The 22971-nt window shown below is 73.6% G+C and carries 18 protein-coding genes; 14 read left to right on the top strand and 4 right to left on the bottom strand.

The window, feature by feature from the left end:
- The first annotated feature begins 232 nt into the window (after positions 1 to 232).
- Genes sigE through M8330_RS09590 form a run of 3 tightly spaced genes read left to right on the top strand, consistent with a single transcriptional unit; the run spans position 233 to position 2850 of the window.
- On the top strand, positions 233 to 853 hold the full coding sequence (gene sigE / locus M8330_RS09600) for an RNA polymerase sigma factor SigE (protein WP_250054171.1): 621 nt from the start codon (positions 233 to 235) through the stop codon (positions 851 to 853).
- A complete protein-coding gene (locus tag M8330_RS09595; protein WP_250054169.1) occupies positions 850 to 1443 on the top strand; it encodes a hypothetical protein in 594 nt (197 codons plus the stop codon). The genes sigE and M8330_RS09595 overlap by 4 nt, the downstream gene beginning before the upstream one ends.
- Positions 1444 to 1494: 51 nt before the next feature.
- Entirely contained in the window at positions 1495 to 2850 is a 1356-nt protein-coding gene (locus tag M8330_RS09590) for a S1C family serine protease (RefSeq protein WP_250827142.1), read from the top strand.
- Between the two features lie 47 nt (positions 2851 to 2897).
- Here M8330_RS09590 and M8330_RS09585 read toward each other — a convergent pair whose 3' ends face one another.
- Positions 2898 to 3137, bottom strand: a complete 240-nt coding sequence (locus M8330_RS09585; protein WP_250827141.1) for a helix-turn-helix domain-containing protein — start codon at positions 3135 to 3137, stop codon at positions 2898 to 2900.
- Between the two features lie 136 nt (positions 3138 to 3273).
- Between M8330_RS09585 and M8330_RS09580 the strand changes: the two genes are divergently transcribed.
- The gene (locus tag M8330_RS09580; RefSeq protein ID WP_250827140.1) at positions 3274 to 3984 is read left to right on the top strand and encodes a hypothetical protein; all 711 of its coding nucleotides are present in this window, start codon (positions 3274 to 3276) and stop codon (positions 3982 to 3984) included.
- Entirely contained in the window at positions 3981 to 5522 is a 1542-nt protein-coding gene (locus tag M8330_RS09575) for a CpaE/TadZ family protein (protein WP_250827139.1), read from the top strand. The genes M8330_RS09580 and M8330_RS09575 overlap by 4 nt, the downstream gene beginning before the upstream one ends.
- On the opposite strand, the gene M8330_RS09570 is transcribed toward M8330_RS09575, so the two are convergent.
- Both M8330_RS09570 and M8330_RS09565 read right to left on the bottom strand, forming a co-directional pair.
- Entirely contained in the window at positions 5503 to 6840 is a 1338-nt protein-coding gene (locus M8330_RS09570; protein WP_250827138.1) for a hypothetical protein, read from the bottom strand. The two genes, M8330_RS09575 and M8330_RS09570, sit on opposite strands and share 20 nt — an antisense overlap.
- Complete coding sequence (locus M8330_RS09565) at positions 6837 to 7217, bottom strand: hypothetical protein (protein WP_250827137.1); 381 nt, start codon at positions 7215 to 7217, stop codon at positions 6837 to 6839. The genes M8330_RS09570 and M8330_RS09565 overlap by 4 nt, the downstream gene beginning before the upstream one ends.
- A 174-nt stretch (positions 7218 to 7391) precedes the next feature.
- Here M8330_RS09565 and M8330_RS09560 point away from each other — a divergent pair, with 174 nt between their 5' ends.
- The 3 genes from M8330_RS09560 to pruA all read left to right on the top strand — a co-directional run bounded on the left by M8330_RS09560 (position 7392) and on the right by pruA (position 11059).
- On the top strand, positions 7392 to 8876 hold the full coding sequence (locus tag M8330_RS09560) for a WS/DGAT/MGAT family O-acyltransferase (protein WP_250827136.1): 1485 nt from the start codon (positions 7392 to 7394) through the stop codon (positions 8874 to 8876).
- Positions 8873 to 9199 (top strand): DUF6912 family protein, encoded by a 327-nt coding sequence (locus M8330_RS09555; protein WP_250827135.1) that lies wholly within the window; start codon positions 8873 to 8875, stop codon positions 9197 to 9199. The genes M8330_RS09560 and M8330_RS09555 overlap by 4 nt, the downstream gene beginning before the upstream one ends.
- Positions 9200 to 9418: 219 nt before the next feature.
- Entirely contained in the window at positions 9419 to 11059 is a 1641-nt protein-coding gene (gene pruA / locus M8330_RS09550; RefSeq protein WP_250827134.1) for an L-glutamate gamma-semialdehyde dehydrogenase, read from the top strand.
- Positions 11060 to 11139: 80 nt separating this feature from the next.
- Here pruA and M8330_RS09545 read toward each other — a convergent pair whose 3' ends face one another.
- Positions 11140 to 11619, bottom strand: a complete 480-nt coding sequence (locus tag M8330_RS09545; protein WP_250827133.1) for a DUF2505 domain-containing protein — start codon at positions 11617 to 11619, stop codon at positions 11140 to 11142.
- A 153-nt stretch (positions 11620 to 11772) separates the two neighbouring features.
- On the opposite strand from M8330_RS09545, the gene M8330_RS09540 reads away from it, so the two are divergent.
- The 6 genes from M8330_RS09540 to M8330_RS09515 all read left to right on the top strand — a co-directional run bounded on the left by M8330_RS09540 (position 11773) and on the right by M8330_RS09515 (position 22971).
- Entirely contained in the window at positions 11773 to 12789 is a 1017-nt protein-coding gene (locus M8330_RS09540; RefSeq protein WP_250827132.1) for an LLM class flavin-dependent oxidoreductase, read from the top strand.
- A 90-nt stretch (positions 12790 to 12879) separates the two neighbouring features.
- Entirely contained in the window at positions 12880 to 17817 is a 4938-nt protein-coding gene (locus M8330_RS09535; protein ID WP_250827131.1) for an NAD-glutamate dehydrogenase, read from the top strand.
- Positions 17818 to 17968: 151 nt separating this feature from the next.
- Positions 17969 to 19813 (top strand): ABC transporter ATP-binding protein, encoded by a 1845-nt coding sequence (locus M8330_RS09530; protein ID WP_250827130.1) that lies wholly within the window; start codon positions 17969 to 17971, stop codon positions 19811 to 19813.
- On the top strand, positions 19810 to 21666 hold the full coding sequence (locus tag M8330_RS09525) for an ABC transporter ATP-binding protein (RefSeq protein ID WP_250827129.1): 1857 nt from the start codon (positions 19810 to 19812) through the stop codon (positions 21664 to 21666). The genes M8330_RS09530 and M8330_RS09525 overlap by 4 nt, the downstream gene beginning before the upstream one ends.
- 144 nt (positions 21667 to 21810) lie before the next feature.
- Positions 21811 to 22179, top strand: a complete 369-nt coding sequence (locus tag M8330_RS09520; RefSeq protein WP_250827128.1) for a hypothetical protein — start codon at positions 21811 to 21813, stop codon at positions 22177 to 22179.
- A 9-nt stretch (positions 22180 to 22188) separates the two neighbouring features.
- Positions 22189 to 22971 (top strand): glycoside hydrolase family protein, encoded by a 783-nt coding sequence (locus M8330_RS09515; protein WP_250827127.1) that lies wholly within the window; start codon positions 22189 to 22191, stop codon positions 22969 to 22971.

The raw sequence follows: 22971 nt of genomic DNA, 5'->3' as shown, positions 1-22971 counted from the left end.
TATACCTTCGCCCGGCGCGCCCGGGCCCCGGCACGCGTGCGGGCCCCAGGTCGGGAACTTCCGCGCCGCGCGTGGCGTTGCACAGGTCGAGAGCCGCCCACCGGGAGAGCCCTCGACCTGCCGGCACCTCCGGGCCAGGTCACAGGCTTCTCTCAGCACGCTGCACTAGCGTGAGGGAGGACGCGGCACCCCTCCGGGGCCGCCACCACACCGCACCTGACCCAGGAGCACGATGAGCACGCAGACCACGACGATCACGGACCCGGGTGCGGCCACGCCCTCGTGGGACCAGATCGTCGAGGAGCACTCCGACCGCGTCTTCCGTCTGGCCTACCGGCTGACGGGCAACCGGCACGACGCCGAGGACCTCACGCAGGAGGTCTTCGTCCGCGTCTTCCGGTCGCTGGACACCTACACGCCCGGCACCTTCGAGGGCTGGCTGCACCGCATCACCACCAACCTCTTCCTCGACGGCGCGCGCCGCAAGCAGCGCATCCGCTTCGACGCCCTCTCCGACGAGCGGGCCGAGCGCCTCACCAGCAGCGCGCCGGCCCCCGAGGTCGCCTTCGCCGACCAGCAGTTCGACGACGACGTCGAGAGCGCGCTGGCCACCCTGCCGCCGGACTTCCGCGCCGCCGTCGTCCTGTGCGACGTCGAGGGCCTCTCCTACGAGGAGATCGCCGAGATCCTGGGCGCGAAGCTCGGCACGGTGCGCTCGCGCATCCACCGCGGCCGCTCGATGCTGCGCTCCGCCCTGGCCCACCGTGCGCCCCGCGCCGGCCGCCTGCGCTACTCCGGGCCGCTGCTGCCCCCGCTGACGGGCGCGCAGCCGGTCGTGCGGGGGACCACGTGATCGGCGGCCACCTGGGCAACCGGGCCAGCGCCCTGCTGGACGGCCAGCTGCCCGAGGCGGAGGCCGAGCGGTGGTGGACGCACGTCCACGGCTGCCACGCCTGTCGCGACCTCGTCGAGCGCGAGGGCTGGGTCAAGGACCGGCTCTCCGGCCTGGCGCGCACCGAGACCGGCATGGGCGCCTCGGACTCCCTCAAGGGCCTGCTCAAGGGCGGCGCCTGCGCGCCGCGGCCCGGCTTCGGGGTCGACGCGCACCTCGCCCCGCCGTCCGGTGAGGCCCTGCTGGCGATGTCCGCCGGCCTGCCCCCGCGCACGGATGACGGCCGCCCGCCGCGTCCGTGGCGCCACGTGGGCCTGGCGGCCGGCGTCGGTGGTGCCGCGGGCGCCGCGGTCTTCGGCTTCGCGGCGGTCACCATGGGGGTCGTGCCCGGTGGGCAGCCCACCCCGGCCACGTCGGTGAACCAGCCGGTCTCGCAGTCCAGCACCACCCCGACCGGGTCGTCGACCGCGGTCTCCCCGGCCAGCCTGCCGGTCCTCCACCACCTCGCCCGCACCTCGGGCGCGGTGCGCCAGGCCTCCGCCGGCGACTAGGCCACCCACGTCGGGGAACCCGTTTCAGGAGGTCTCCGCCATGATGGCGTGGTGACCGACGAGCAGCCGACCCCGCCGCCCGCCGACGATCCCTCGTCCGGCCCCTCCCCGGCGTCCAGCCCGGCCTCCACTCCGGCGCCGGCGCCGCGGGACTCCTGGGTCCCGCCGTCGCACGGCCCGCTGCCGTACCCGGTGCGTGCGCCGCAGCAGGGGCCCGCCCAGCCCGGTCAGCAGCCGGGTCAGCAGCCGTACGCCCAGGCCTACCCCCAGCCGTACCCCGCCGCTGCACCGGCTCCGGGCGCACCGGGGGAGAAGCCCCGTCGCGTGCGGGCCAGCCGGTGGACCTGGCCGCTGGTCAGCGTGCTGGCGCTCGTGCTCGGCGCCGTCGGCGGCGTGCTCGGTGGGGCACTGGTGGTCGGGGGCGGCACCGTGTCCGGCGGCCTGCCCCCGGTCGACGTGGTGACCGGCGCCCCGATCGCCCCCGAGGACGGCAGCGTCGCGGCGGTGGCCGCCGAGCTGCTGCCCTCGACGGTGCAGATCGTGGCCAGCGACGGCGCCGGGAGCGGCGGCACGGGCTCCGGCTTCGTGCTCGACCGCGACGGGCACGTCGTCACCAACAACCACGTCATCGACGCCGCGGTCGACGACGGCCGCATCGTCGTCGTGGACGCGAACGGCAACCGCTACCCGGCCGAGCTGGTCGGGCGCAGCGCGGTCTACGACCTGGCGGTGCTGCTGGCCCCCGACATGGCCGGCGCGTTCACCCCGGCCAGCCTCGGCGCCTCCAGCGCGCTCCAGGTCGGGGAGACGGTGGTGGCGATCGGCTCGCCGCTGGGCCTCTCCTCGACCGTCACCTCGGGCATCGTCTCGGCGCTGGGCCGACCGGTCACCGTGGGCGGCGGCGAGGACGCCTCGTCCTACATCAACGCGGTGCAGACGGACGCGGCGATCAACCCCGGCAACTCCGGCGGCCCGCTGGTCAACCTCGTCGGCCAGGTCGTCGGCGTGAACTCCGCGATCGCCACGGCCGGCGGCAGCTTCACCGGCGAGGCCGGCAGCATCGGCGTCGGCTTCGCGATCCCCGTCGAGCAGGTGCGCGTCACGGTCGACCAGATCCTGCGCACCGGCGAGGCCCGCTACCCGATCATCGGCGCCGACGTGCAGACGGCCAGCGCGACCGGCGCGGGCGCGCGCATCCGCGGCGTCAACGGCGGCAGCCCGGCCGAGGACGCGGGGCTGCGCGCCGGCGACCTCGTCACCCGGGTCGGCGACGTCCGCGTGACGGACGGGATCTCGCTGATCGTCGCGATCCGCACCTACCAGCCGGGCGAGACGGTCACCCTCACCTACCGTCGCGACGGGGACGAGGCGACCGCGGACGTGACGCTGATGGGCGTCGTCGGCTGACGATCCTGACGGGCGTCGTCGGCTGACGGCTGCGGCCCGGCCGGCGGCTACGCCTCCGGCTGGTCGACCTCGACGAACGGGTGCTCGTCGACGAACGTCCGGGTCTGCGCGTACATGCGCTGGATGAACGACTCCAGCTGCTCGGCCTCCACGCGCCACTGGCCGCGTCCGCCGATCTTGATCGCCGGCAGGTCGCCTCGCCGCACCAGGGCGTAGACCTGTGCGCTGGAGGTGTTGAGGACCTCGGCGACGTCGGCGAGGGTCAGGAAGCGGGGGCTGCCGGGCATGCCCCCATGGTGTCATCGACGGCCCGGACCCGTGCGTCGCACCGCCGCGGCCTGTGGACGAGCGCGTCGCGGAGCGGTCCGGACGGCCCTGTGGACGACAGGTGAGAACTGACGCAGACGGGGAAGGCTGCTCCTCGTGGCACTCCAGACCTCCTCCCGCGAGCACCCGACCGTCGACCCCGCGATGCCGGCCGCGCCGCCGGCCACCCGCGCCCGCCGCCCCGGCTGGCGCGACCCGCGTCTGTGGGTCGGCGTGGCGATCGTGGCCGCGTCCGTCCTGCTGGGCGCCCGCGTCCTGGCCGCCGCCGACGACACGGTGACCGTCTGGGCCGCCGGCTCGACGGCTGCGGCCGGCTCCGCGCTGGACCCGGACGACCTGATCCCGGTGCAGGTCCGCTTCGCCGACGGCGAGGACCTGGACGCGTACTGGACCGCCGACGCCGCCCTGCCGGCCGAGGGGGTGCTCCTGCGCGACGTCGGCGCCGGCGAGCTGCTGCCCCGCGCCGCCGTGGGTGAGGGCATCGAGTCCGGCCTGGTGGACGTGCCCGTCAGCGTCGGCGGGGCGCTGCTGCCCGCGAGCGTCCGCGCCGGCGCCCGGGTCGACGTGCACCTCGCTCCGGGCACGGGGGCCACGGAGGCGGCCGTCGCCGACGCCCGCGCCGCCGGCTGGCGTCCCGGAACCCCCGTGCTCGCGGACGCGCTGGTGGTCGAGCAGTCCGGCTCCTCGGGCCTCGCCGGTGCCGAGTCGGGCCTGGTCCTCCGCGTCGAGGAGGACGAGGCGGAGCGCTGGTTCGCCCTGCGCGCCACGTTCACCGACGCCGTCGTCTCCGTGGCGGTGCGCCCGTGAGCCCGCGGGTCGTGCTGGTCGCGGCCGCCGGCGCCGAGTGGGAGGACGCCGCCCTGGCCGCGCTGGACGAGCGCGCGGGCGTGGTCGTCCTCAAGCGCTGCATGGACATCGAGGACCTGCTCGCCTCGGCGGCCTCCGGCCAGGCCGACTCCGCCGTGCTGGGGCTCGACGCGCACGGGCTCGACGCCGGCTCGGTCGACCTGCTGCGCCGGTACGGCGTCCGCCCGGTCGCCGTCGTCCCGACCGGCGTGGACCCCGAGTCCGCCCGGCTCCGGGCGGGCCGGGTCGGCCTGCGCCGGCTGGTGGCCGAGGCGTCCGTCGCCGACGTCGCCGACGCCGTGACGGCCCCCGAGCCGGGCGACGAGCCCGGCGACGACCCCGGCTCGGGGCCGGGGGAGCCGGGCGCCGCCCCCACGGTCGGTGGCCCGCGGCTGCCGCCCGGCCTGGACCTGGTGGCACTGGCCGCCGCGGCCCGCGAGCGTGAGGCGGCCGAGGGCGCCAGAGCCCCGGGAGACACGGGAGCCCCGGGAGACCCGGGCCCGGCCCTCGACGGAGCGGCGGACGACGGCGCCGCCGCCGGCAGGGGCGTCGGCGACCTGGACGACCTCGAGCGGCTGCTCGACGAGGAGCCGCCGCGCCGCGGGACGCGCCCCGGGCGACCGGGCCGCGTCGTGGCCGTCTGGGGACCCACGGGTGCGCCGGGCCGCACCACCGTGGCCGCCGGTCTGGCCACCCTCGGCGCCGCCCGGGGCACCGACACGCTGCTCGTCGACGCCGACCCCTGGGGCGGGGCCGTGGCCCAGCACCTGGGCGTGCTCGACGAGGTCTCCGGGCTGCTCGCGACGGCCCGGCTCGCCGCCGCCGGCACGCTGCCCGAGCGGTGGCGCACCGCCGCCCGGGCGCTCTCGCCGACCCTGTCGGTGCTCACCGGCCTGCCGCGTGCCGACCGGTGGGTGGAGGTGCGGTCCGGGGTGCTCGAGCAGCTGCTCACCGCCGCCTCGACGGTCGGCGACGTGGTCGTCGACACCGGCGCCAGCCTCGAGGACGACCCCGGCGCCGAGCTGGCCGGCCGCGGTGCCCGCAACGGGACCACCCTGGCCGCGCTGGAGGCGGCGGACGAGATCGTGGTCGTCGGGTCCGCCGACCCGGTGGGGCTCTCGCGGCTGGCCCGGGGGCTGGTCGACCTGGCCGAGGTCCGGCCGGGCGTGCGCCCGCACGTGGCCGTCAACCGGGTGCGCAGCAGCCTCGGCTGGTCCCGCGAGGAGCTGGCCGACATGGTCCGCGGGTTCGGGCACCTGTCCTCGCTGCACTTCCTGCCGGCCGACACCGAGGCGGTCGACCGGGCCCTCGTCGCGGGCCGGTCCGTGGCGGAGCAGCGCGACGCGGCCCTCACGCAGGCGCTGGCCGGGCTGGCCGACGACGCGCTGTGCGCCGCCCCCACCGGGGCCATCCACTCCGGCGCGGGAGCGCGCACCGTGGCCGGCCGTGGCGGCGCCCGCCGCCGGGCGCGGGGTCGGCTCAGGCGAGCAGCAGGCTGAGGCCACCGACGGTCAGCACGAGCATCACCAGCAGCATCGGCACCTGACCGCGCACCGCGCGTCCGGGGGCCAGCACCCGCACGGCGCGCTCGTGCGCGGCCACGGCGGCCAGCACGTGGCCGGCCACGACCGCCAGCAGCTGCACGTTCGCCACCAGCACGGGGTGGTACTGGAGCCAGCGGTCGACGCCGAGCGTGCCGGTGCCCAGCCAGTTCGCGCCGGTGCCCAGCGGGTCGGAGGCCTGCACCAGGGTCGCCTGGCCGACGACCCACCAGAACGTCAGGTAGTGCGCCACCAGGTACCCGGCCACGAGGGGCACCGCGGCGGGCGCGAGGTAGGTGGTGCCGAGGCCCCGCGCACCGTGCGCGAGCAGGGCGCCCACGAGCGCGCACAGCCCCACCAGGCCCACGGTGCCCAGCAGCACGGCGCCGCCCGCGGTGCCGGTCACCGCCGGGTCCTGCACCAGCCGCAGCCAGGACGGGGTGTCGGAGAGCGAGTCGAACGCCGTGCTGCCCAGCAGCACCGCCACCACGGCCGGCACGCCGGGCCCGCTCGGCGCGGCGCTGAGGTTGGCCAGCGGCGAGACCACGTGCAGCCGTCCCTCACGCACCAGCCAGGGGGAGAGCCGGGCCAGGAGCCCCGAGAACGCCTCCATCGGGTCGGCCGCGTCCAGCCAGCGGGTGCCCGCCACCACCCCGCCGAGGACCAGGACGACGACGTAGCCGGCGCACCACACGCGCACCGGCACCAGCTCGGTCGAGTGCGGGTGCACCAGCTCGAGGAAGGTGAAGGAGAGCAGCCCCAGGGCGGCCGGCCAGCGGCCGACCCAGCCCGGCAGGTCCACGAGCCCGCGCTCGGCGTCGGTGCCGGAGGCCCGGGCCAGGAGCTCCACCAGCGTGCGCAGCGGGCTGATCGCCCGCCACACCGGCCCGAGCAGCAGCGAGGCCAGCGGGACGCCGACCCACCACCACACGTAGACCATCCCGAAGAGGGGGTTGGTGAGCTGGTCGGGCCCGCCGAAGGCGGCCAGCGCCGCCCACGCCAGCCCGAGCATCCCGAGGCCGCGCAGTCCCCACCGCCAGGCGGGGGAGGCGACCAGCGTCGGGAGCGGGCGCGGGGCCGGCGTCCCGACGCGGGAGGGGTGCCAGCGTGGGGTGCGCCAGGCCCGCGCGAGCACCACGAAAGACGCCAGCAGCGCCAGGGCGCCGCCCAGCACGGCCAGGCCGGCGGGCAGCGGGAGGTCCTGGGTGCCGCCGAGGCCGTGGGCGGTGACGGTCAGCGGGGAGCCGGGAAGCAGGGAGAGGGGGAGCAGGGTCACCGCACCTCGAGCTGCACGATGGTCTGCTCCAGCGAGTGCGACTCGATCTCGACGATGCCCGGCATGGTGATCACGACCTCCTGCTCGCTCTCACCGGCAGGGTAGTCGAGGTGCTGCTCGGGGTCGGCGTGCACGTGCAGCTCGCCGGCCTCGTCGGCGTCCACCTCCAGCACCACCGTCTGGCCGCGCTCGACCACGACCCGGTCGCCGTTCGGCTCGACCGAGTCCGCGGTGATCCGCACGCTGACGACCTCGGGTGCGAGGTCGGAGGTGTTCACGGGTGCCGACCATCCCTCGCCGCAGCCGGACAGCCCGACCAACCCGACCAGCAGCGGGAGCGCGAGGAGGGCGGCGTGGCGGTGGCGGAGAGCTGGCATCGTGGTGTCCCGGGTCCTTCGACGGTGCGCCGCGGCGCTCAGGGGTGGCCGGGCTCTGACAGAATCGCACGCAGCCACCGACCGGTGAGCACCACCGGGGCGGCTGCGTGGCTCGTCCTCACCCATCGGCGGACGGGCCCGCGAACCGAGGACCGCTGGAGAAGGGATGCCCCCGTGCCCGACCGGCTCCGCGCCCGCGACCTCGCCCTCCTGGCGGGGGAGACCTCGTCGACCCCGCGCCACCACGCCACGGTGCAGGTGGTCGAGCCGGGGGAGGGCGGGCTGGACTACGGGCGGCTGCTGGCCCTGGTCTCCGAGCGGATCAGCTTCGTGCCCCGCTACCGGCAGCGGGTGCAGCGCGTGCCCGGCATGCTGGCCAACCCGATGTGGGTCGACGACCCGCACTTCGACCTCGGCTACCACGTGCGCCGCTCGGCGGTGCCGCGCCCGGGCACCCAGGACCAGCTGCGCGACCTCGTCGCCCGCATCGTCTCCCGCCCGCTGGACCGCTCCAAGCCGCTGTGGGAGTTCTACGTCGTCGAGGGCCTCGAGGACGGCAGGGTGGCGCTGCTGAGCAAGAGCCACCAGGCCCTCGTCGACGGCGTGACCACCGTCGACCTCGGGCAGGTGCTGCTCGACCCGGACCCCGAGCACCGCGACCTCGGCGGCGACGAGTGGCGCCCCGCGCCCCGTCGCAGCGCGGTCTCGCTGGTGCGCGAGGCCGTCACCGACAACCTGCTCGACGCCCGCACCCTGGTGCAGACGCTCCAGTCGCGGGTCGACGACGCCGGCCGCGCCCTGGAGACCGGCCTCCAGCGCAGCGGCGTGCTCCTGGACGCCGTCACCGCCGGCCGCCCCGACCGGGAGACGGCGATCAGCGGCCGGCACTCCTCCCAGCGTCGCGTGGTGCCGGTCTTCACCGACCTCGCCGACTACCGCCTCGTCCGCGAGGTGCACGGCGGCACCGTCAACGACGTCGTGCTGGCCACGGTCACCGGGGCGCTGCGCTCGTGGCTGATGACGCGGCACGAGTCCCTGGGCGGCCTGCGCCGCGTGCGCGCGGTGGCGCCGGTCTCGGTGATCGACGAGGAGATGGAGGCGACCATCCTCGGCTCCCAGATCGCCCCGCACTACGTCGACCTGCCCGTGGGCGAGCCCTCGCCCGTCGTCCGCCTGCACCAGGTCTCCTACTCCTTCACCGCCCACCACGAGACGGGACGCGGCGTGGCGGCCGAGCGGCTCGCCGGGCTGTCCGGCTTCGCGCCCACGACCTTCCACGCCGTGGCCGGCCGCGTGGCCGCGGGGGAGCCGCAGCGGGGCTTCCAGATCGCCGTGACCAACGTGCCCGGCCCCCAGTCCCCGCTGTACGCCGCGGGCGCCCGGATGGTCGCGACGTACCCGGTGCCGCCGCTGCTGCCGCACCACCTCGTGGCCGTCGGCGTGACCTCCTACGACGGGCAGGTCGCCTACGGGATCACCGCGGACCGCGACCACGTGCCCGACGCCGACGTGCTGGGCCAGTGCCTGACCGAGGCGCTCGCGGAGCTGGTGGACACCGCCACCGGCCTGCGCCCCCGGGCCCCGCGGGGCCGGCGGCCGAGCCGACGCAAGCCCAGCGGCGGGCGAGGCCCCGCCGGCGAGAAGGAGAAGAAGAAGTGAGCGTGCGCGTCTACGTGCCGGGCAGCTACGGGCTGCTGCGGCAGTGGCACGAGTCCGGCCGGGTCCCGACCGAGGGCGGCCTGGTGGCCGTCGACGACGGCGAGGAGGCCGAGTACGGCGCGCTGATGGGGGCGGCCGACGCCTCCGCCGCGCTGGCCGGCGACGACCGCCGCCGGGTGGTGGTGGTCGCCGAGGTCGGTGCCGAGGGGGACGTCGCGCAGATGCGTCAGGTGGCCGCCGTCCACGTGGACGCCGAGCCCTACGCCGACCTGGACGACGAGCTGCTCTGGTATGCCACGCAGGAGGTCGAGCACCTCCTCTGAGCCTGCTCCTCTCCTCAGGGGGATGTGCCTGCTCCGCTGGACCTCGCTACGGTCGAGCCGGCAGCAACGTGCTGTCGACTCGCGCTGAGCCTGTGTGAGATGGGTGTCAGACGTATGACACCGTCCGCATGAGTGCGTGACATCTGTCCGATGTGGCCGCGACGTCCACGCTCCTAGCGTGGGACCAGACCGCCGGCCCACCTATGGAGAGGACCGCCCATGGACGCCATCAGCTTTCCCCCGGCCCCGCTGAACGAGCCCAACCTGCACTACGCCCCCGGCAGCCCCGAGCGCGCGGAGCTCGAGGCCGCGATCGCCGAGCTCCAGGCGGCGGGCCCCCGCGACTTCCCCGCCCACATCGGCGGCGAGCGGGTCACCGGTGGCGGCGCCGAGATGAAGGTCGTGCAGCCGCACGCCCACGCCAAGGTGCTCGGCACCCTGCGCAACACCACCAAGGACGAGGCGCAGAAGGCCGTCGACGCGGCCCTGGCCGCCGGCCCCGCCTGGCGCGACATGCCCTTCGACGAGCGCTGCGCCATCCTGCTCAAGGCCGCCGACCTGCTGGCCGGCCCGTGGCGGCAGAAGCTCAACGCCGCGACCGTGCTGGGTCAGAGCAAGACCGCCTTCCAGGCCGAGATCGACTCCGCGTGCGAGCTCATCGACTTCTGGCGCTACAACGTCCACTACGCCAAGCAGATCCTCACCGACCAGCCCATCGCCAACAGCAAGGGCGTGTGGAACCGGACGGACCACCGTCCGCTCGAGGGCTTCGTCTACGCGATCACGCCGTTCAACTTCACGGCCATCGCCGGCAACCTGCCCACGGCTCCGGCGCTCATGGGCAACACCGTCATCTGGAAGCCCTCGCCGACCCAGCAGCTCGCCGCGTCCCTGACGATGGAGCTGCTCGAGGAGGCCGGCATGCCCCCGGGCGTCATCAACATGCTGCCCGGCGACGGCCTCGACGTCTCCGACGTGGTGCTCTCCAGCCCCGACCTGGCCGGTATCCACTTCACCGGCTCGACCCCGACCTTCCAGCACCTGTGGAAGCAGGTCGGCGAGAACATCTCGGGCTACAAGTCCTACCCGCGCATCGTCGGCGAGACCGGCGGCAAGGACTTCATCGTCGCCCACCCCTCGGCCCAGAAGGACGTCGTGCGCACCGCCATGGTCCGCGGCGCGTTCGAGTTCTCCGGCCAGAAGTGCTCCGCCGCGTCCCGCGCCTACGTGCCCGCCTCGCTGTGGGCCGAGATGAAGGACGAGCTGGTCGCCGAGGTCGAGGGCATCGCCATGGGCGACCCGACCGACTTCTCGAACTTCCTCGGTGCCGTCATCGACGACCGGGCCTTCGCCAAGCACGAGGCGGCCATCGCCCGTGCCCGGTCCACCGAGGGCCTCGAGGTCGTGGCCGGTGGGCAGACGGACGACTCGGTCGGCTACTTCGTCCGCCCGACCGTCATCACCGTCGAGGACCCCGACGACGAGATCTTCTCCACCGAGTACTTCGGGCCGATCCTCGCCGTCCACGTCTACGACGACTCGGCGCCGCACGCCTTCGAGACCATCGTCGGCCAGCTGGAGTCGGTGGCGCCCTACGCCCTGACCGGCGCGGTCATCTCCCAGGACCGCCAGGCCATCGCCTGGGCCAGCGACGCGCTCCGCTTCGCCGCGGGCAACTTCTACGTCAACGACAAGCCCACCGGCGCCGTCGTCGGCCAGCAGCCCTTCGGCGGCGGTCGCGCGTCCGGCACCAACGACAAGGCCGGCGCCGCGGTCAACCTGCTGCGCTGGACGAGCCCGCGCTCCATCAAGGAGACGTTCGTGCCGCCGACGGACTACCGCTACCCGTACATGGGCTGAGCCCTCCGGGTACGCACAGCCCCCCCGTCGCCCCTGATCACAGGTGGACGACGGGGGCGCTGTTCGTGTCGGGGTGCTGCTCAGGAGGAGAGGCGGGCGCAGCCGACCTTCTCCTCCTTGTTGAGCGCCTTGATGAGCATGTCGGCGATCAGCTTCTCGACCTTGCCGCCGACCAGCGGGATGCGGACGTTCACGTCCAGCTCGACGTCCTCGGTGATCGAGGCGCCGTCCTCGACCAACGTGGCGGTGCCGCGGATCTCGCCCGGCTTGCCGGGGATGACGACCTCGACGTCGGCGTAGACGCCGCGCCAGGTCTCGGTCCGGATGATCGTGATCTCCTCGCCGACGAGCTTGGTGGCGAACGACGGCAGCCCGGCGGCACCCTGCACCTGCTCGACGCGGACGATGGTCGCCTCCGCGTCCTCGGTGACGCTGACCTCGTGACGCAGCACGCGCTGGGCCTCGCAGACCTCCTCGCGGAAGCCCTTGTCCAGCACCATCGCGCGGACCGTCTCCATGTCGCCGTTGTAGGTCATCGAGTGGGAGATGTGCGTCGTCATGGGCGCATCCTGCCCCACCGGTGATCGAGGTGTGAGGAGCTCCGGGGCAATCCGGTGATCGAGGTGTGAGGAGCTCCGGCGACGAGCCTCGAGATCGCCGCACCCGTCCACCGTCCTCGGGATTATTGAAGCCTCAACGTTGTTGGGAGAGACATGAAGAAGATCGGGTTCCTGTCCTTCGGGCACTGGACGCCGTCGCCGCAGTCCCAGACGCGGTCGGCCGCCGATGCCCTCACCCAGTCCGTCGACCTCGCGGTCGCCGCCGAGGAGCTGGGCGTGGACGGCGCGTACTTCCGCGTCCACCACTTCGCCCGCCAGCTCGCCTCGCCGTTCCCGCTGCTGGCCGCGGCCGGCGCCAGGACGTCGACCATCGAGCTCGGCACCGGCGTCATCGACATGCGCTACGAGAACCCGCTGTACATGGCGGAGGACGCCGGCGCGGCCGACCTGCTCTCCGGCGAGCGGCTCCAGCTCGGCATCTCCCGGGGCAGCCCGGAGCAGGTGATCGACGGCTACCGGTACTTCGGCTACCAGCCGAGCGAGGGGTCCGACCACGCCGACATGGCCCGCCAGCACACCGAGGTGTTCCTCCAGGTGCTCGAGGGCCAGGGCTTCGCCGAGCCGAACCCGCGGCCGATGTTCCCGAACCCGCCGGGCCTGCTGCGGATCGAGCCGCACAGCCCGGGCCTGCGCCGGCGCATCTGGTGGGGCGCGGGCACCCGCGCCACCGCCGAGTGGACCGCCCGGCAGGGCATGAACCTGATGTCCTCGACCCTGCTCTCGGAGGACACCGGCGTGCCCTTCCACGCCCTCCAGGCCGAGCAGATCGAGCGGTTCCGCAAGGCGTGGGCGGACGCCGGCCACGACTGGACGCCGCGCACCTCGGTCAGCCGCAGCATCTTCCCGATCGTCGACGAGACCGACGCCGCCTACTTCGGCACCGGCTCCTCGCAGGACCAGGTGGGCATGCTCGAGGGCGTCCGGTCCCGCTTCGGCAAGACCTACGCCGGCGAGCCCGACAAGCTCATCGAGGAGCTGCGCGAGGACGAGGCCGTCGCCACCGCGGACACGCTGCTCATCACCGTCCCCAACCAGCTCGGCGTGGAGTACAACGCGCACGTGCTGGAGTCGCTGATGACCCACGTCGCCCCGGCCCTCGGCTGGCGCTGACCAGGCCGTGATCCACCCGTCCGGGCAAGAGTGACGCAAGCCCGGGCGGGTGGTGTTGGCGGCCACGCGCAGGCCCCCTAGTGTCGGAGTGTGTCAACGGCGACGCAGACCTCAGACCAGGGCAAGTCCGACCTCCTCGCGCGGGCCACCGAGCTCGCCTGCGCGGGCAAGGGCACGGGCGGGCCACCGCACGAGACCGTGGGCGCGCTGCTGCGCGCGTACTTCCGCTACGTGGCTCCCGAGGACCTCGGGGAACGCAGCGACGCCGACGTCTTCGGCGCCCTCGCCAGCCACCACCGGCTGGCCGCGCGACGCAGCGAGGGCGAGGCCCGGATCCGCGTCCTGACCCCCACGCTGGCCGAGCAGGGCTGGTCCGCCGGCGGGCACAGCGTGGTCGAGATCGTCACCGACGACATGCCCTTCCTGGTCGACTCCGTGACCATGGAGCTGGCCCGCCAGCTGCGCGACGTCCACCTCGTCGTCCACCCCCACTTGGACGTCCGCCGGGACGAGGCGGGCACGCTGCTCGAGGTCGTGCCGGTCGCCGACAGCGGCCGTGCGCCCGACGACGGCTGGCGGCGCGAGTCCTGGATGCACCTGGAGATCGACCGGGTGCCCGAGAACGACCCCGACGAGGGCGCCGGCGCGATCGTCGCCCAGCTCCAGCGGGTGCTGCGCGACGTGCGGCTCTCCGTGGAGGACTGGGGCGCGAGCCGCGCACGGCTGCGCGACCTCGCCTTCACCCTGCGCGAGCAGCCGCCGACCGGCATCGACGCCGACGAGGTCCGCCAGGCCACCGACCTGCTCGACTGGCTCACCGAGGACCACTTCACCTTCCTCGGCGCCCGCGACTACGACCTCGACGTCGTGGACGGCGAGGACGTGCTGCGCGCCGTCGACGGCAGCGGCCTCGGCATCCTGCGCGCCGACGAGGACCGGAGCACCAGCTTCGCGCGGATGCCTGGCCCGGTGCGCGCCAAGGCCCGCGAGAAGACCCTGCTGGTGCTGGCCAAGGCCAACTCCCGCGCCACGGTCCACCGCCCCGCCTACCTCGACTACGTCGGGGTGAAGACCTTCGACGAGGCCGGCAACGTCACCGGCGAGCGCCGCTTCCTGGGCCTGTTCTCCTCCAGCGCCTACGCGGAGTCGCTGATGCGCGTGCCGCTGCTGCGCGACAAGGCCGAGGAGGTGCTGCGGCGCAGCGGCTTCGACCCGCGCTCCTACGCCGGTCGCGCGCTCATGGACACCCTCGAGAGCTACCCGCGCGACGAGCTGTTCCACACCCCGGTCGCCGAGCTCGCCTCGATGGCGACCGCCGCCATGCACGCCCGCGAGCGGCGCTCGGTGCGCGCCATCACGCGCGCCGACACCTACGGGCGCTACGTCAGCGTGCTCGTCTACCTGCCGCGCGACCGGTACAACACCGCCGTCCGCGAGCGGTTCAGCCAGATCCTGCTCGACCAGCTGGGCGGCTCGAGCGTCGAGTTCACCGTGCGCATCCACGAGTCGACCACGGCCCGGGTGCACTTCGTGGTGCACCTGCCGCAGGGCGAGCACGACCCCACGGTGACCGGCACGCTGCGCGTCCTGGACCCCGCGGACCTCGAGCGTCGGCTGGTCGACGCCTCGCGCTCGTGGCGCGACGACTTCGTGGCCGCCGTCCTGGCCGAGCACGGCGAGCACGCCGGCTCCCGCCTCGTCCGTCGCTACGGCGACGCCTTCCCCGAGGCCTACAAGGAGGACTTCTCCCCGCGGACGGCGGCGGTGGACCTCGGCCGCCTCGAGGAGGTGCGCGCGGCCAACGCCGCCGCGGGCGTGAGCCAGGGCCTCGACCTGGCGCTGTACGAGCGCCTGGACGCCGGCCGTGGCGAGGTGCGGCTGAAGGTCTTCCGGGTCGGCCCCGGCCTCTCGCTCTCGCGGGTGCTGCCGATGCTCTCGTCGCTGGGCGTCGAGGTCGTCGACGAGCGGCCCTACGAGCTGGACGACCTGGACGAGCCGACCTACGTCTACGAGTTCGGTCTGCGCTACGGCGCGGAGCTGCCCGAGTCGGCCAAGACCCTGGTGACCGACGCGCTGCGCGCGATCTGGGACCGGCACGCCGAGACGGACGGGTTCAACCGCCTCGTCCTGGCCGCCGGCCTGACCTGGCGCGAGGTGGCGATCCTGCGCGCCTACGCCAAGTACATGCGCCAGGGCGGGTCGCCGTTCGGCGGCGACACGATCCAGGAGGCGCTCGCGGTCAACGTGGACATCACGCGCCTGCTGGTGCGCCTGTTCACCTGCCGGTTCGAGCCCAGCGAGGCCGGTGGGCCGAGCCCCGACAAGCGCGAGCACACCGCCCGCACGATCGCGGGGCACGTGGAGCGGGCGCTGGACGACGTGGTCAGCCTCGACCACGACCGCATCCTGCGCTCCTACCTGACCCACGTGCAGGCGACCCTGCGCACCAACTACTTCCAGACCGACGAGGACGGCCGGCCGAAGAGCTACCTGTCCCTGAAGCTGGAGCCGAAGGCGATCCCCGACCTGCCGCAGCCGCGGCCGCGGTTCGAGATCTTCGTGTACTCCCCGCGGGTGGAGGGCGTGCACCTGCGGTTCGGGCCGGTCGCCCGCGGCGGCCTGCGCTGGTCGGACCGGCGCGACGACTTCCGCACCGAGGTCCTCGGCCTGGTGAAGGCGCAGATGGTGAAGAACACCGTCATCGTGCCCGTGGGCGCGAAGGGCGGCTTCTACGCCAAGGACCTGCCCGACCCGTCCGTCGACCGCGACGCCTGGATGGCCGAGGGCAAGGCCGCCTACCGCACCTTCATCTCCGGCCTGCTCGACATCACCGACAACCTGGTCGACGGCGCCACCGTGCCGCCCCCGCGGGTGGTGCGCCACGACGGCGACGACTCCTACCTGGTGGTCGCGGCCGACAAGGGCACGGCCACCTTCTCCGACATCGCCAACGGCGTGGCGCAGGACTACGGCTTCTGGCTGGGCGACGCGTTCGCCTCCGGCGGCTCCGTGGGCTACGACCACAAGGCCATGGGCATCACCGCCCGTGGCGCCTGGGTCTCGGTGCAGCGGCACTTCCGCGAGCGCGGCGTCGACTGCCAGCGTGAGGACTTCACCGCCGTCGGCGTGGGCGACATGTCCGGCGACGTCTTCGGCAACGGCATGCTGCTCTCCGAGCACACGCGGCTGGTGGCCGCCTTCGACCACCGCGACGTCTTCCTGGACCCCCGCCCCGACGCGGCCGTCTCCTACGCCGAGCGCAAGCGGCTCTTCGAGCTGCCCCGCTCCAGCTGGCGCGACTACGACGCCTCCCTCATCTCCGAGGGCGGCGGCGTGTTCTCCCGCCAGGCCAAGTCGGTGCCGGTCTCGGCCCAGGTCAGGGCCCTGCTGGGGCTCGCGGACGACGTCACCCACCTCGCTCCCAACGACCTGCTGCGCGCCATCCTGACCGCGGACGTGGACCTGCTGTGGAACGGCGGCATCGGCACGTACGTGAAGGCCTCCACGGAGTCGCACGCCGACGCCGGCGACAAGGCCAACGACGCGATCCGCGTCGACGGCCGCGAGCTGCGGGCCAAGATCGTCGGCGAGGGCGGCAACCTGGGCCTCACCCAGGCCGGCCGCATCGAGTACGCCCGCGCCGGCGGGGCGATCAACACCGACTTCATCGACAACTCCGCGGGCGTGGACACCTCCGACCACGAGGTGAACATCAAGATCCTGCTCGACCGGGTGGTCGCCGACGGCGACCTGACCGGCAAGCAGCGCAACCAGCTGCTCGCGCAGATGACCGACGAGGTCGCGTCCCTGGTGCTGCGCGACAACCGCGAGCAGAACCTCGCGCTGGCCAACTCGCTGCTCGGGGCCCCGGCCCTGGTCAACGTCCACGAGGACCAGATGCTCCGGCTCGAGGACGACGGCGTGCTCTCCCGCGAGGTGGAGGGCCTGCCGACCACGGCCGAGGTGCAGCGCCGCGCCGAGAACAACGAGGGGCTCACCGCCCCGGAGCTCTCCGTGCTGCTCGCCTGGACCAAGATCGTGCTCGCCGAGGACCTGCTGGCCTCCGGCGTCGCGGACGAGGACTTCCTGCACCGTGGCCTGCCGGGCTACTTCCCGAGCGCGATGCGGGAGAAGTTCACCGACGCCATCGCCGCCCACCCGCTGCGCCGCGAGATCGTGGTGACGCAGGTGGTCAACGAGGTGGTCAACGCCGCCGGCATCACCTTCGTGCACCGGCTCACCGCCGAGACCGGCGCCACCGTGCCCGAGCTCGTCGTGGCGATGCTCGTGGCCGAGGAGGTCGTCGGCAGCCGCGCGCTGGTCGACGGGGTGCGGGCGCTGGACTTCACGGTGGACGCCGGCCTGCAGACGCGGCTGCGGATCGAGCTGCGCACCCTCGTCGAGCGGACCACCCGCTGGCTCGTCGGCCAGCACCGGGTCGGCGAGGGCGGCGGGGGAGCCGAGGCCGTGGTGGCGGGGCTGGCCGAGCCCGTCCGCGCGACCATGGCCGCGCTGCCCGAGCTGGTCAGCGGCCACGTCCGCACCAGCTGCGAGGAGCACCTGTCCCGCTTGACCGAGGCGGGCGTCCCCGACGAGCTGGCCCGCTCGCTGTCGGTGCTCGGGCCGGCCGCCGCCGTCCCGGCGCTGGTGGAGCTGGCGCTGGAGCAGGAGCGCGACCCGGCCGAGGTGACCCGGGTCTGGTTCGCGCTGGCCGAGCGGCTGGGGCTCTCCAGCCTGGAGCAGCGCATCCTCGCCCTGCCGCGGCACGACCGGTGGCAGTCCATGGCGCGCGCCGCGCTGCGCGAGGACCTCGCCGGCGTCCACCTCCAGCTCACGGCGCAGGTGCTGGCCGCCTCCGACGACGGTCGCTCGGCCGACGAGCGGGTCGAGGCCTGGCGCGCCGGCCGGGAGGGGCTCGTCGACCGGGCCTCCTCGACCGTCACCCAGCTCTGCGCGGAGGAGGGCGCCGACCTGGCGCGCCTCTCGGTGGGCCTGCGCACGGTCCGCTCGCTCACCGCCGCCCGCTGACCCCGCCCACCCCTCCCACCGCCGAGTCGGCAGTAAGTTGCTGCCGACTCGGCGGTGAGTCGGCAGCAACTTTCACGGGGGTTCCCTCGCAGATGTAGGGATGCGCTTTATCGTTCGCGGGTGTCGGAGGGTGGGCCTAGGCTCGTTGCTGATGTCATCGAGTGCTCCCCCCGCGTCCGCCGGCCCTGCGGACACCCCTGCCCAGCCCGAGCAGCAGCGCCTGCTCGGCCCCGACCCGGACGTCGCGCCGCCCGCCGGCGTCCGCTCCCTGTGGCGCCTGCGCGGGTACCTGTACCCCTACCGCTGGCAGCTGCTCTTCATGCTGGTCGCCGCGCTCGGCGGCGTCGGCCTCGCCCTCGCGATCCCGCTGGTCACCGCGGCGATCATCGACGGCCCCGTGGCGGAGGGCGACGTGTCGCTGCTCGTGCCGCTGGCCGGCCTGGCGCTGGCCCTCGGCGTGCTCGAGGCGGTGCTGATCTTCGCCCGGCGCTGGGTGCAGAACAAGGCGGTGCTCGGCCTGGAGACGACGCTGCGCCACGACCTCTACGCGCGCCTGCAGCAGCTGCCGATGAGCTTCCACACCCGGTGGCAGTCGGGCCAGCTGCTCTCGCGCGCCACCACGGACCTGAGCCTCATCCGCCGGTTCTCGGGCTTCGGGCTGCTGTTCCTGCTCACCAACATCGTCCAGCTGGTCGTCACGACCGTGATCCTGCTGTTCATGTACTGGCCGCTGGGCCTCGTCGTGGCGGCGGTCTCGGTGCCGATCATCTGGCTCTCGATGCGGTTCGAGAAGTCCTACGTGGTGGTCTCCCGCCAGGTGCAGGACGAGCAGGGCGACCTCGCCACCCGCGCCGAGGAGGCGGCGGTGGCGATCCGCGTCATCAAGTCCTTCGGGCGCAGCGAGCACGTCTCCTCGCAGTACGAGGGCGCCGCCCAGCAGCTGCGCGCCACGTCCATGCGCAAGGTGCGGATGCCGGCGACGTTCTGGACCTTCCTCGAGGGCATCCCCAACGTGGCCGTCGTGATCGTGCTGGCGCTGGGCGCGTGGGGCGTGGGCACCGACCGGCTCACCCCCGGCCAGCTGGTCGCCTTCATCACCCTGATGCTGAGCCTGGTCTGGCCGGTCTCCTCCCTGGGCGTCATCCTCGCGATGGCCCAGGAGTCGATGACCGCCTCGGCCCGCATCCTGGAGATCTTCGACACCGAGCCCGCCATCGTCGGTGGCACCCGCACGATCCCCGCCCCGCGCGGCCACCTGCGGTTCGAGGGCGTGCGGTTCGCGTTCCCCGACAACCCCTCCGACGACGTGCTCAAGGGCGTCGACCTGGAGCTGGAGCCGGGGGAGACGGTGGCGCTGGTCGGCGCCACCGGCTCGGGCAAGACGCTGCTCACGGCCCTCGTCCCGCGGCTGTGGGACGTGACCGGCGGCCGCGTGACCCTGGACGGGGAGGACGTCCGCGACCTCGACCTGACCCACCTGCGCACGCTCGTCGCGACCGCCTTCGAGGACCCGACGCTGTTCTCGATGAGCGCGCGCGAGAACCTCACGCTCGGTCGCGCGGACGCCACCGAGGCCGAGATCGAGGAGGCCCTCGAGGTCGCCCAGGCGCAGTTCGTCCACGAGCTGCCCTGGGGCCTGGACACCCGCATCGGCGAGCAGGGCATGTCGCTCTCGGGCGGTCAGCGCCAGCGCCTCGCCCTGGCCCGCGCGGTGCTGGCCCGGCCCAGCGTGATCGTCCTCGACGACACGCTCTCCGCGCTCGACGTGCACACCGAGACCCTGGTCGAGGCGGCCCTGCGCCGGGTGCTGGCGGACACGACCGGCCTGATCGTGGCCCACCGCGCCTCCACCGTCCTGCTGGCCGACAAGGTGGCCCTCCTGCAGGACGGCGTCATCACCCACGTCGGCGACCACCGCCAGCTGCTGGCCGACGTGCCGCAGTACCGCGAGCTGCTGGCCGCCGAGGACGAGCGCGCCGAGGAGATGAGCGCATGAGCACCAGCACCCCCCAGCGCGACTCCCAGGACAGCACCAAGGCGTGGCGCGGGGAGGCCTCCGTGGACGCCGACGAGGCCGCCGAGCGGCTCACCGCCGGCACCCTCGGCGGCGGGGCCAAGCGCCTGCTGATCGACCTGCTGCGTCCGTACACGAGGATGCTGTGGCTGCTCACCGGCGTCGTCGTGATCGAGAACGCCGCCCGGCTCGCGATCCCGTACCTGGTCAAGGAGGGCATCGACGTCGGCATCCCGCCGATCACCGAGGACGGCAACATCGGGCCGCTGACGGAGATCGTCGGCGTGGTGCTGGTCGCCACCGTGATCCAGGCGATCAGCCGCAACCGGTTCCTGGTGCTCCAGGGGCGGATCGGCCAGGACGTCCTCTACGAGCTGCGTCGGCGGGTGTTCCGACACTTCCAGGCGCTCAGCCCGGCCTTCCACGACACCTACACCTCGGGCCGCGTCATCTCGCGTCAGACCTCCGACGTCGAGGCCATCTACGAGATGCTCGAGACCGGCTTCGACGGCCTGGTGAAGGCCGCGCTGACGCTGTTCGGCACCGCCGGCATCCTGCTCTGGCTCGACCTCAAGCTCGGCCTGGTCTCGCTGCTGTGCTTCCCGTTCCTGGTGCTGCTCACCAACTGGTTCCGCAAGGCCTCGGCGAAGTCCTACCGCGCCACCCGCGAGAAGGTCGCGCTGGTGATCGTCCACTTCGTGGAGTCCATGGGCGGCATCCGCGCCGTCCAGGCGTTCCGCCGCGAGCCCCGCAACCAGGAGATCTTCGACGACGTCAACGACCAGTACCGCGTCGCCAACCTCGGCGCGTTCCGGCTGGTCACCTGGTTCATGCCGGGCACTCGGCTGATCGGCAACGTCACCATCGCGGTGGTGCTCGGCTACGGCGGCTACCTGGCCACCCAGGGCGAGGTCACCGTCGGCGTGCTGGCCGCCTTCCTGCTCTACCTGCGGCAGTTCTTCGAGCCGATGATGGAGATCAGCCAGTTCTACAACACGTTCCAGTCGGCCTCCGCCGCGCTGGAGAAGCTGGCCGGCGTGCTCGAGCAGGAGCCCGGCGTCCCCGAGCCGGAGCAGCCCCGCCCGCTGCCCGAGGCCCGCGGCGAGCTGCACTTCGACGGGGTCGGCTTCTCCTACGTCGAGGGCCGGCCGGTGATCCCCGGCCTAGAGCTGACGCTGCCGGCGGGGCAGACCGTCGCCGTCGTCGGCACGACCGGCGCCGGCAAGACGACGCTGGCCAAGCTCGCCACGCGGTTCTACGACCCCACGGCCGGCGCCGTCCGGCTCGACGGCGTGGACGTGCGCGAGCTCGACTCCGACACCCTGCGCCGGCACGTCGTCATGGTGACGCAGGAGAACTACCTCTTCTCCGGCTCCATCGCCGACAACATCCGGTTCGGTCGTCCCGAGGCGAGCATGGAGGAGGTCGTCGCCGCCACGAAGGCGCTCGGCGCGCACGACTTCATCGCCGCCATGCCGGAGGGCTACGACACGGACGTGGCCAACCAGGGCGGCCGGCTCTCCGCCGGTCAGCGTCAGCTGGTCGCGTTCGCCCGCGCGTTCCTGGCCGACCCGGCGGTCCTCATCCTGGACGAGGCGACCTCGTCGCTGGACGTGCCCTCGGAGCGGCTCGTGCAGAACGCGCTGCGCACCGTGCTCGCCGGCCGCACCGCGGTGATCATCGCCCACCGCCTCTCCACCGTGGAGATCGCCGACCGCGTGCTCGTCATGGAGAAGGGCGTCGTCGTCGAGGACGGCTCGCCCGCCGAGCTGGTGGCCTCCGGCGAGGGTCGGTACGCCGGCCTGCACGAGGCCTGGGAGGCGTCGCTGGCCTGAGGGCCTGCTGCCTCGCCCCCCTGAGTCGGTGGCACGGCACCCCGCGACCCACCCCGGCCCAGCGGTCGGGGTGGGTCGCGCTCGTTCCACCCTCCGTGGCACCATCAGGCCGAACCTGACGTATCGAGCTCTCGGGAGTGACGTGTGAGGACACGACGAAGTCTGCTCAGCCTGCTGCTGTCGCTGGTGCTGGCCGGCGGCCTGGTCCCGCTGTTCCAGGCCTCCAGCGCCGCGGACACGGCCTCGGACTACGAGGAGGTGCCGGCGAACGCCGGGAAGGTGGCCCAGTGTGGAGGTGCGACCGTCTTCATCTGGAAGGCCAAGCGCCTCATGTTCTGCACCGGCGACGGACGGGTCTACACCTCCGCACCCGACGCGCTGCGGTGGGAGGAGGACAGCGAGGACGAGATCAAGATCGCCCTCGACCGCAAGACGGCACGGGCCCCCTCCGCCTGCGGCAACCTGTGGAACCCGGCCATCGTCAAGCGGAAGGTCGGACGTGGTTCGGATTAGGACCCGTGGGTGATGGTCTACCAGTCGAACCTGAAGAAGGACGGCTCCTGCCTGAAGTCGGAGCGGTGCCTGTTCGTGGCGACTGCCGAGAAGGCCGTGGGCCCCTACACGACGTCCACCGAGACCAATGGTCGCCTCGTCTGTGACGCCTACGCCCCGCAGTGGTTCAAGTCGTCCAAGGGTCTGTACCTGCTCGCGAAGACCCACGGGAAGAAGACGGCCGGCGGTGCCACCATCGGCAAGACCGGTATCGCCTACCGCAAGATGGGCGCCGGCCTGCTGCGCTTCGAGCGCGGCTCCAGCTGGGTCCCGGTCGACATCAGCTCGACCCGCACGTGGGAGGACGCCCGCTGCTCGGGCGCCGACGAGCGGCCGCAAAAGAACTGCCCCATCGAGGGCCCCGCGTTCCTGCGGCTGCCCAGCGGCTACTGGGTGATGTTCTACTCCGCCGGAGACTGGCGCAGCGACAACTACGGCATGGGCTACATCGTCTGCGGCAACAAGGCGATGCCCACGCGCACGTGCACCAAGCCGCGCAAGAACCAGCTGGTGTCCCGGGTCGGCAGGTCGTTCTCGATCGGTGCCGGCATGGGCGTGGCCACCATGCCGGACGCGAACGGCAAGGTGAAGATCCAGCTGGTCGCCGCCGGGTTCTTCGGCGACGTCGAGGGCAGCGGGTGCACGATCGAGTGCAACGCGGACTTCAAGCACAAGTACGCCCGCATCTTCCAGCTCCGGAACAACATCTACCGGGGCTTCCCGGACGACCTGGACGTGAAGCTGCTCCAGTAG

It is taken from the genome of Nocardioides bruguierae, assembly GCF_023656415.1.
Taxonomy (GTDB): Bacteria; Actinomycetota; Actinomycetes; order Propionibacteriales; family Nocardioidaceae; genus Nocardioides; species Nocardioides bruguierae.
This window is presented reverse-complemented; position numbering and strand designations above follow the sequence as displayed.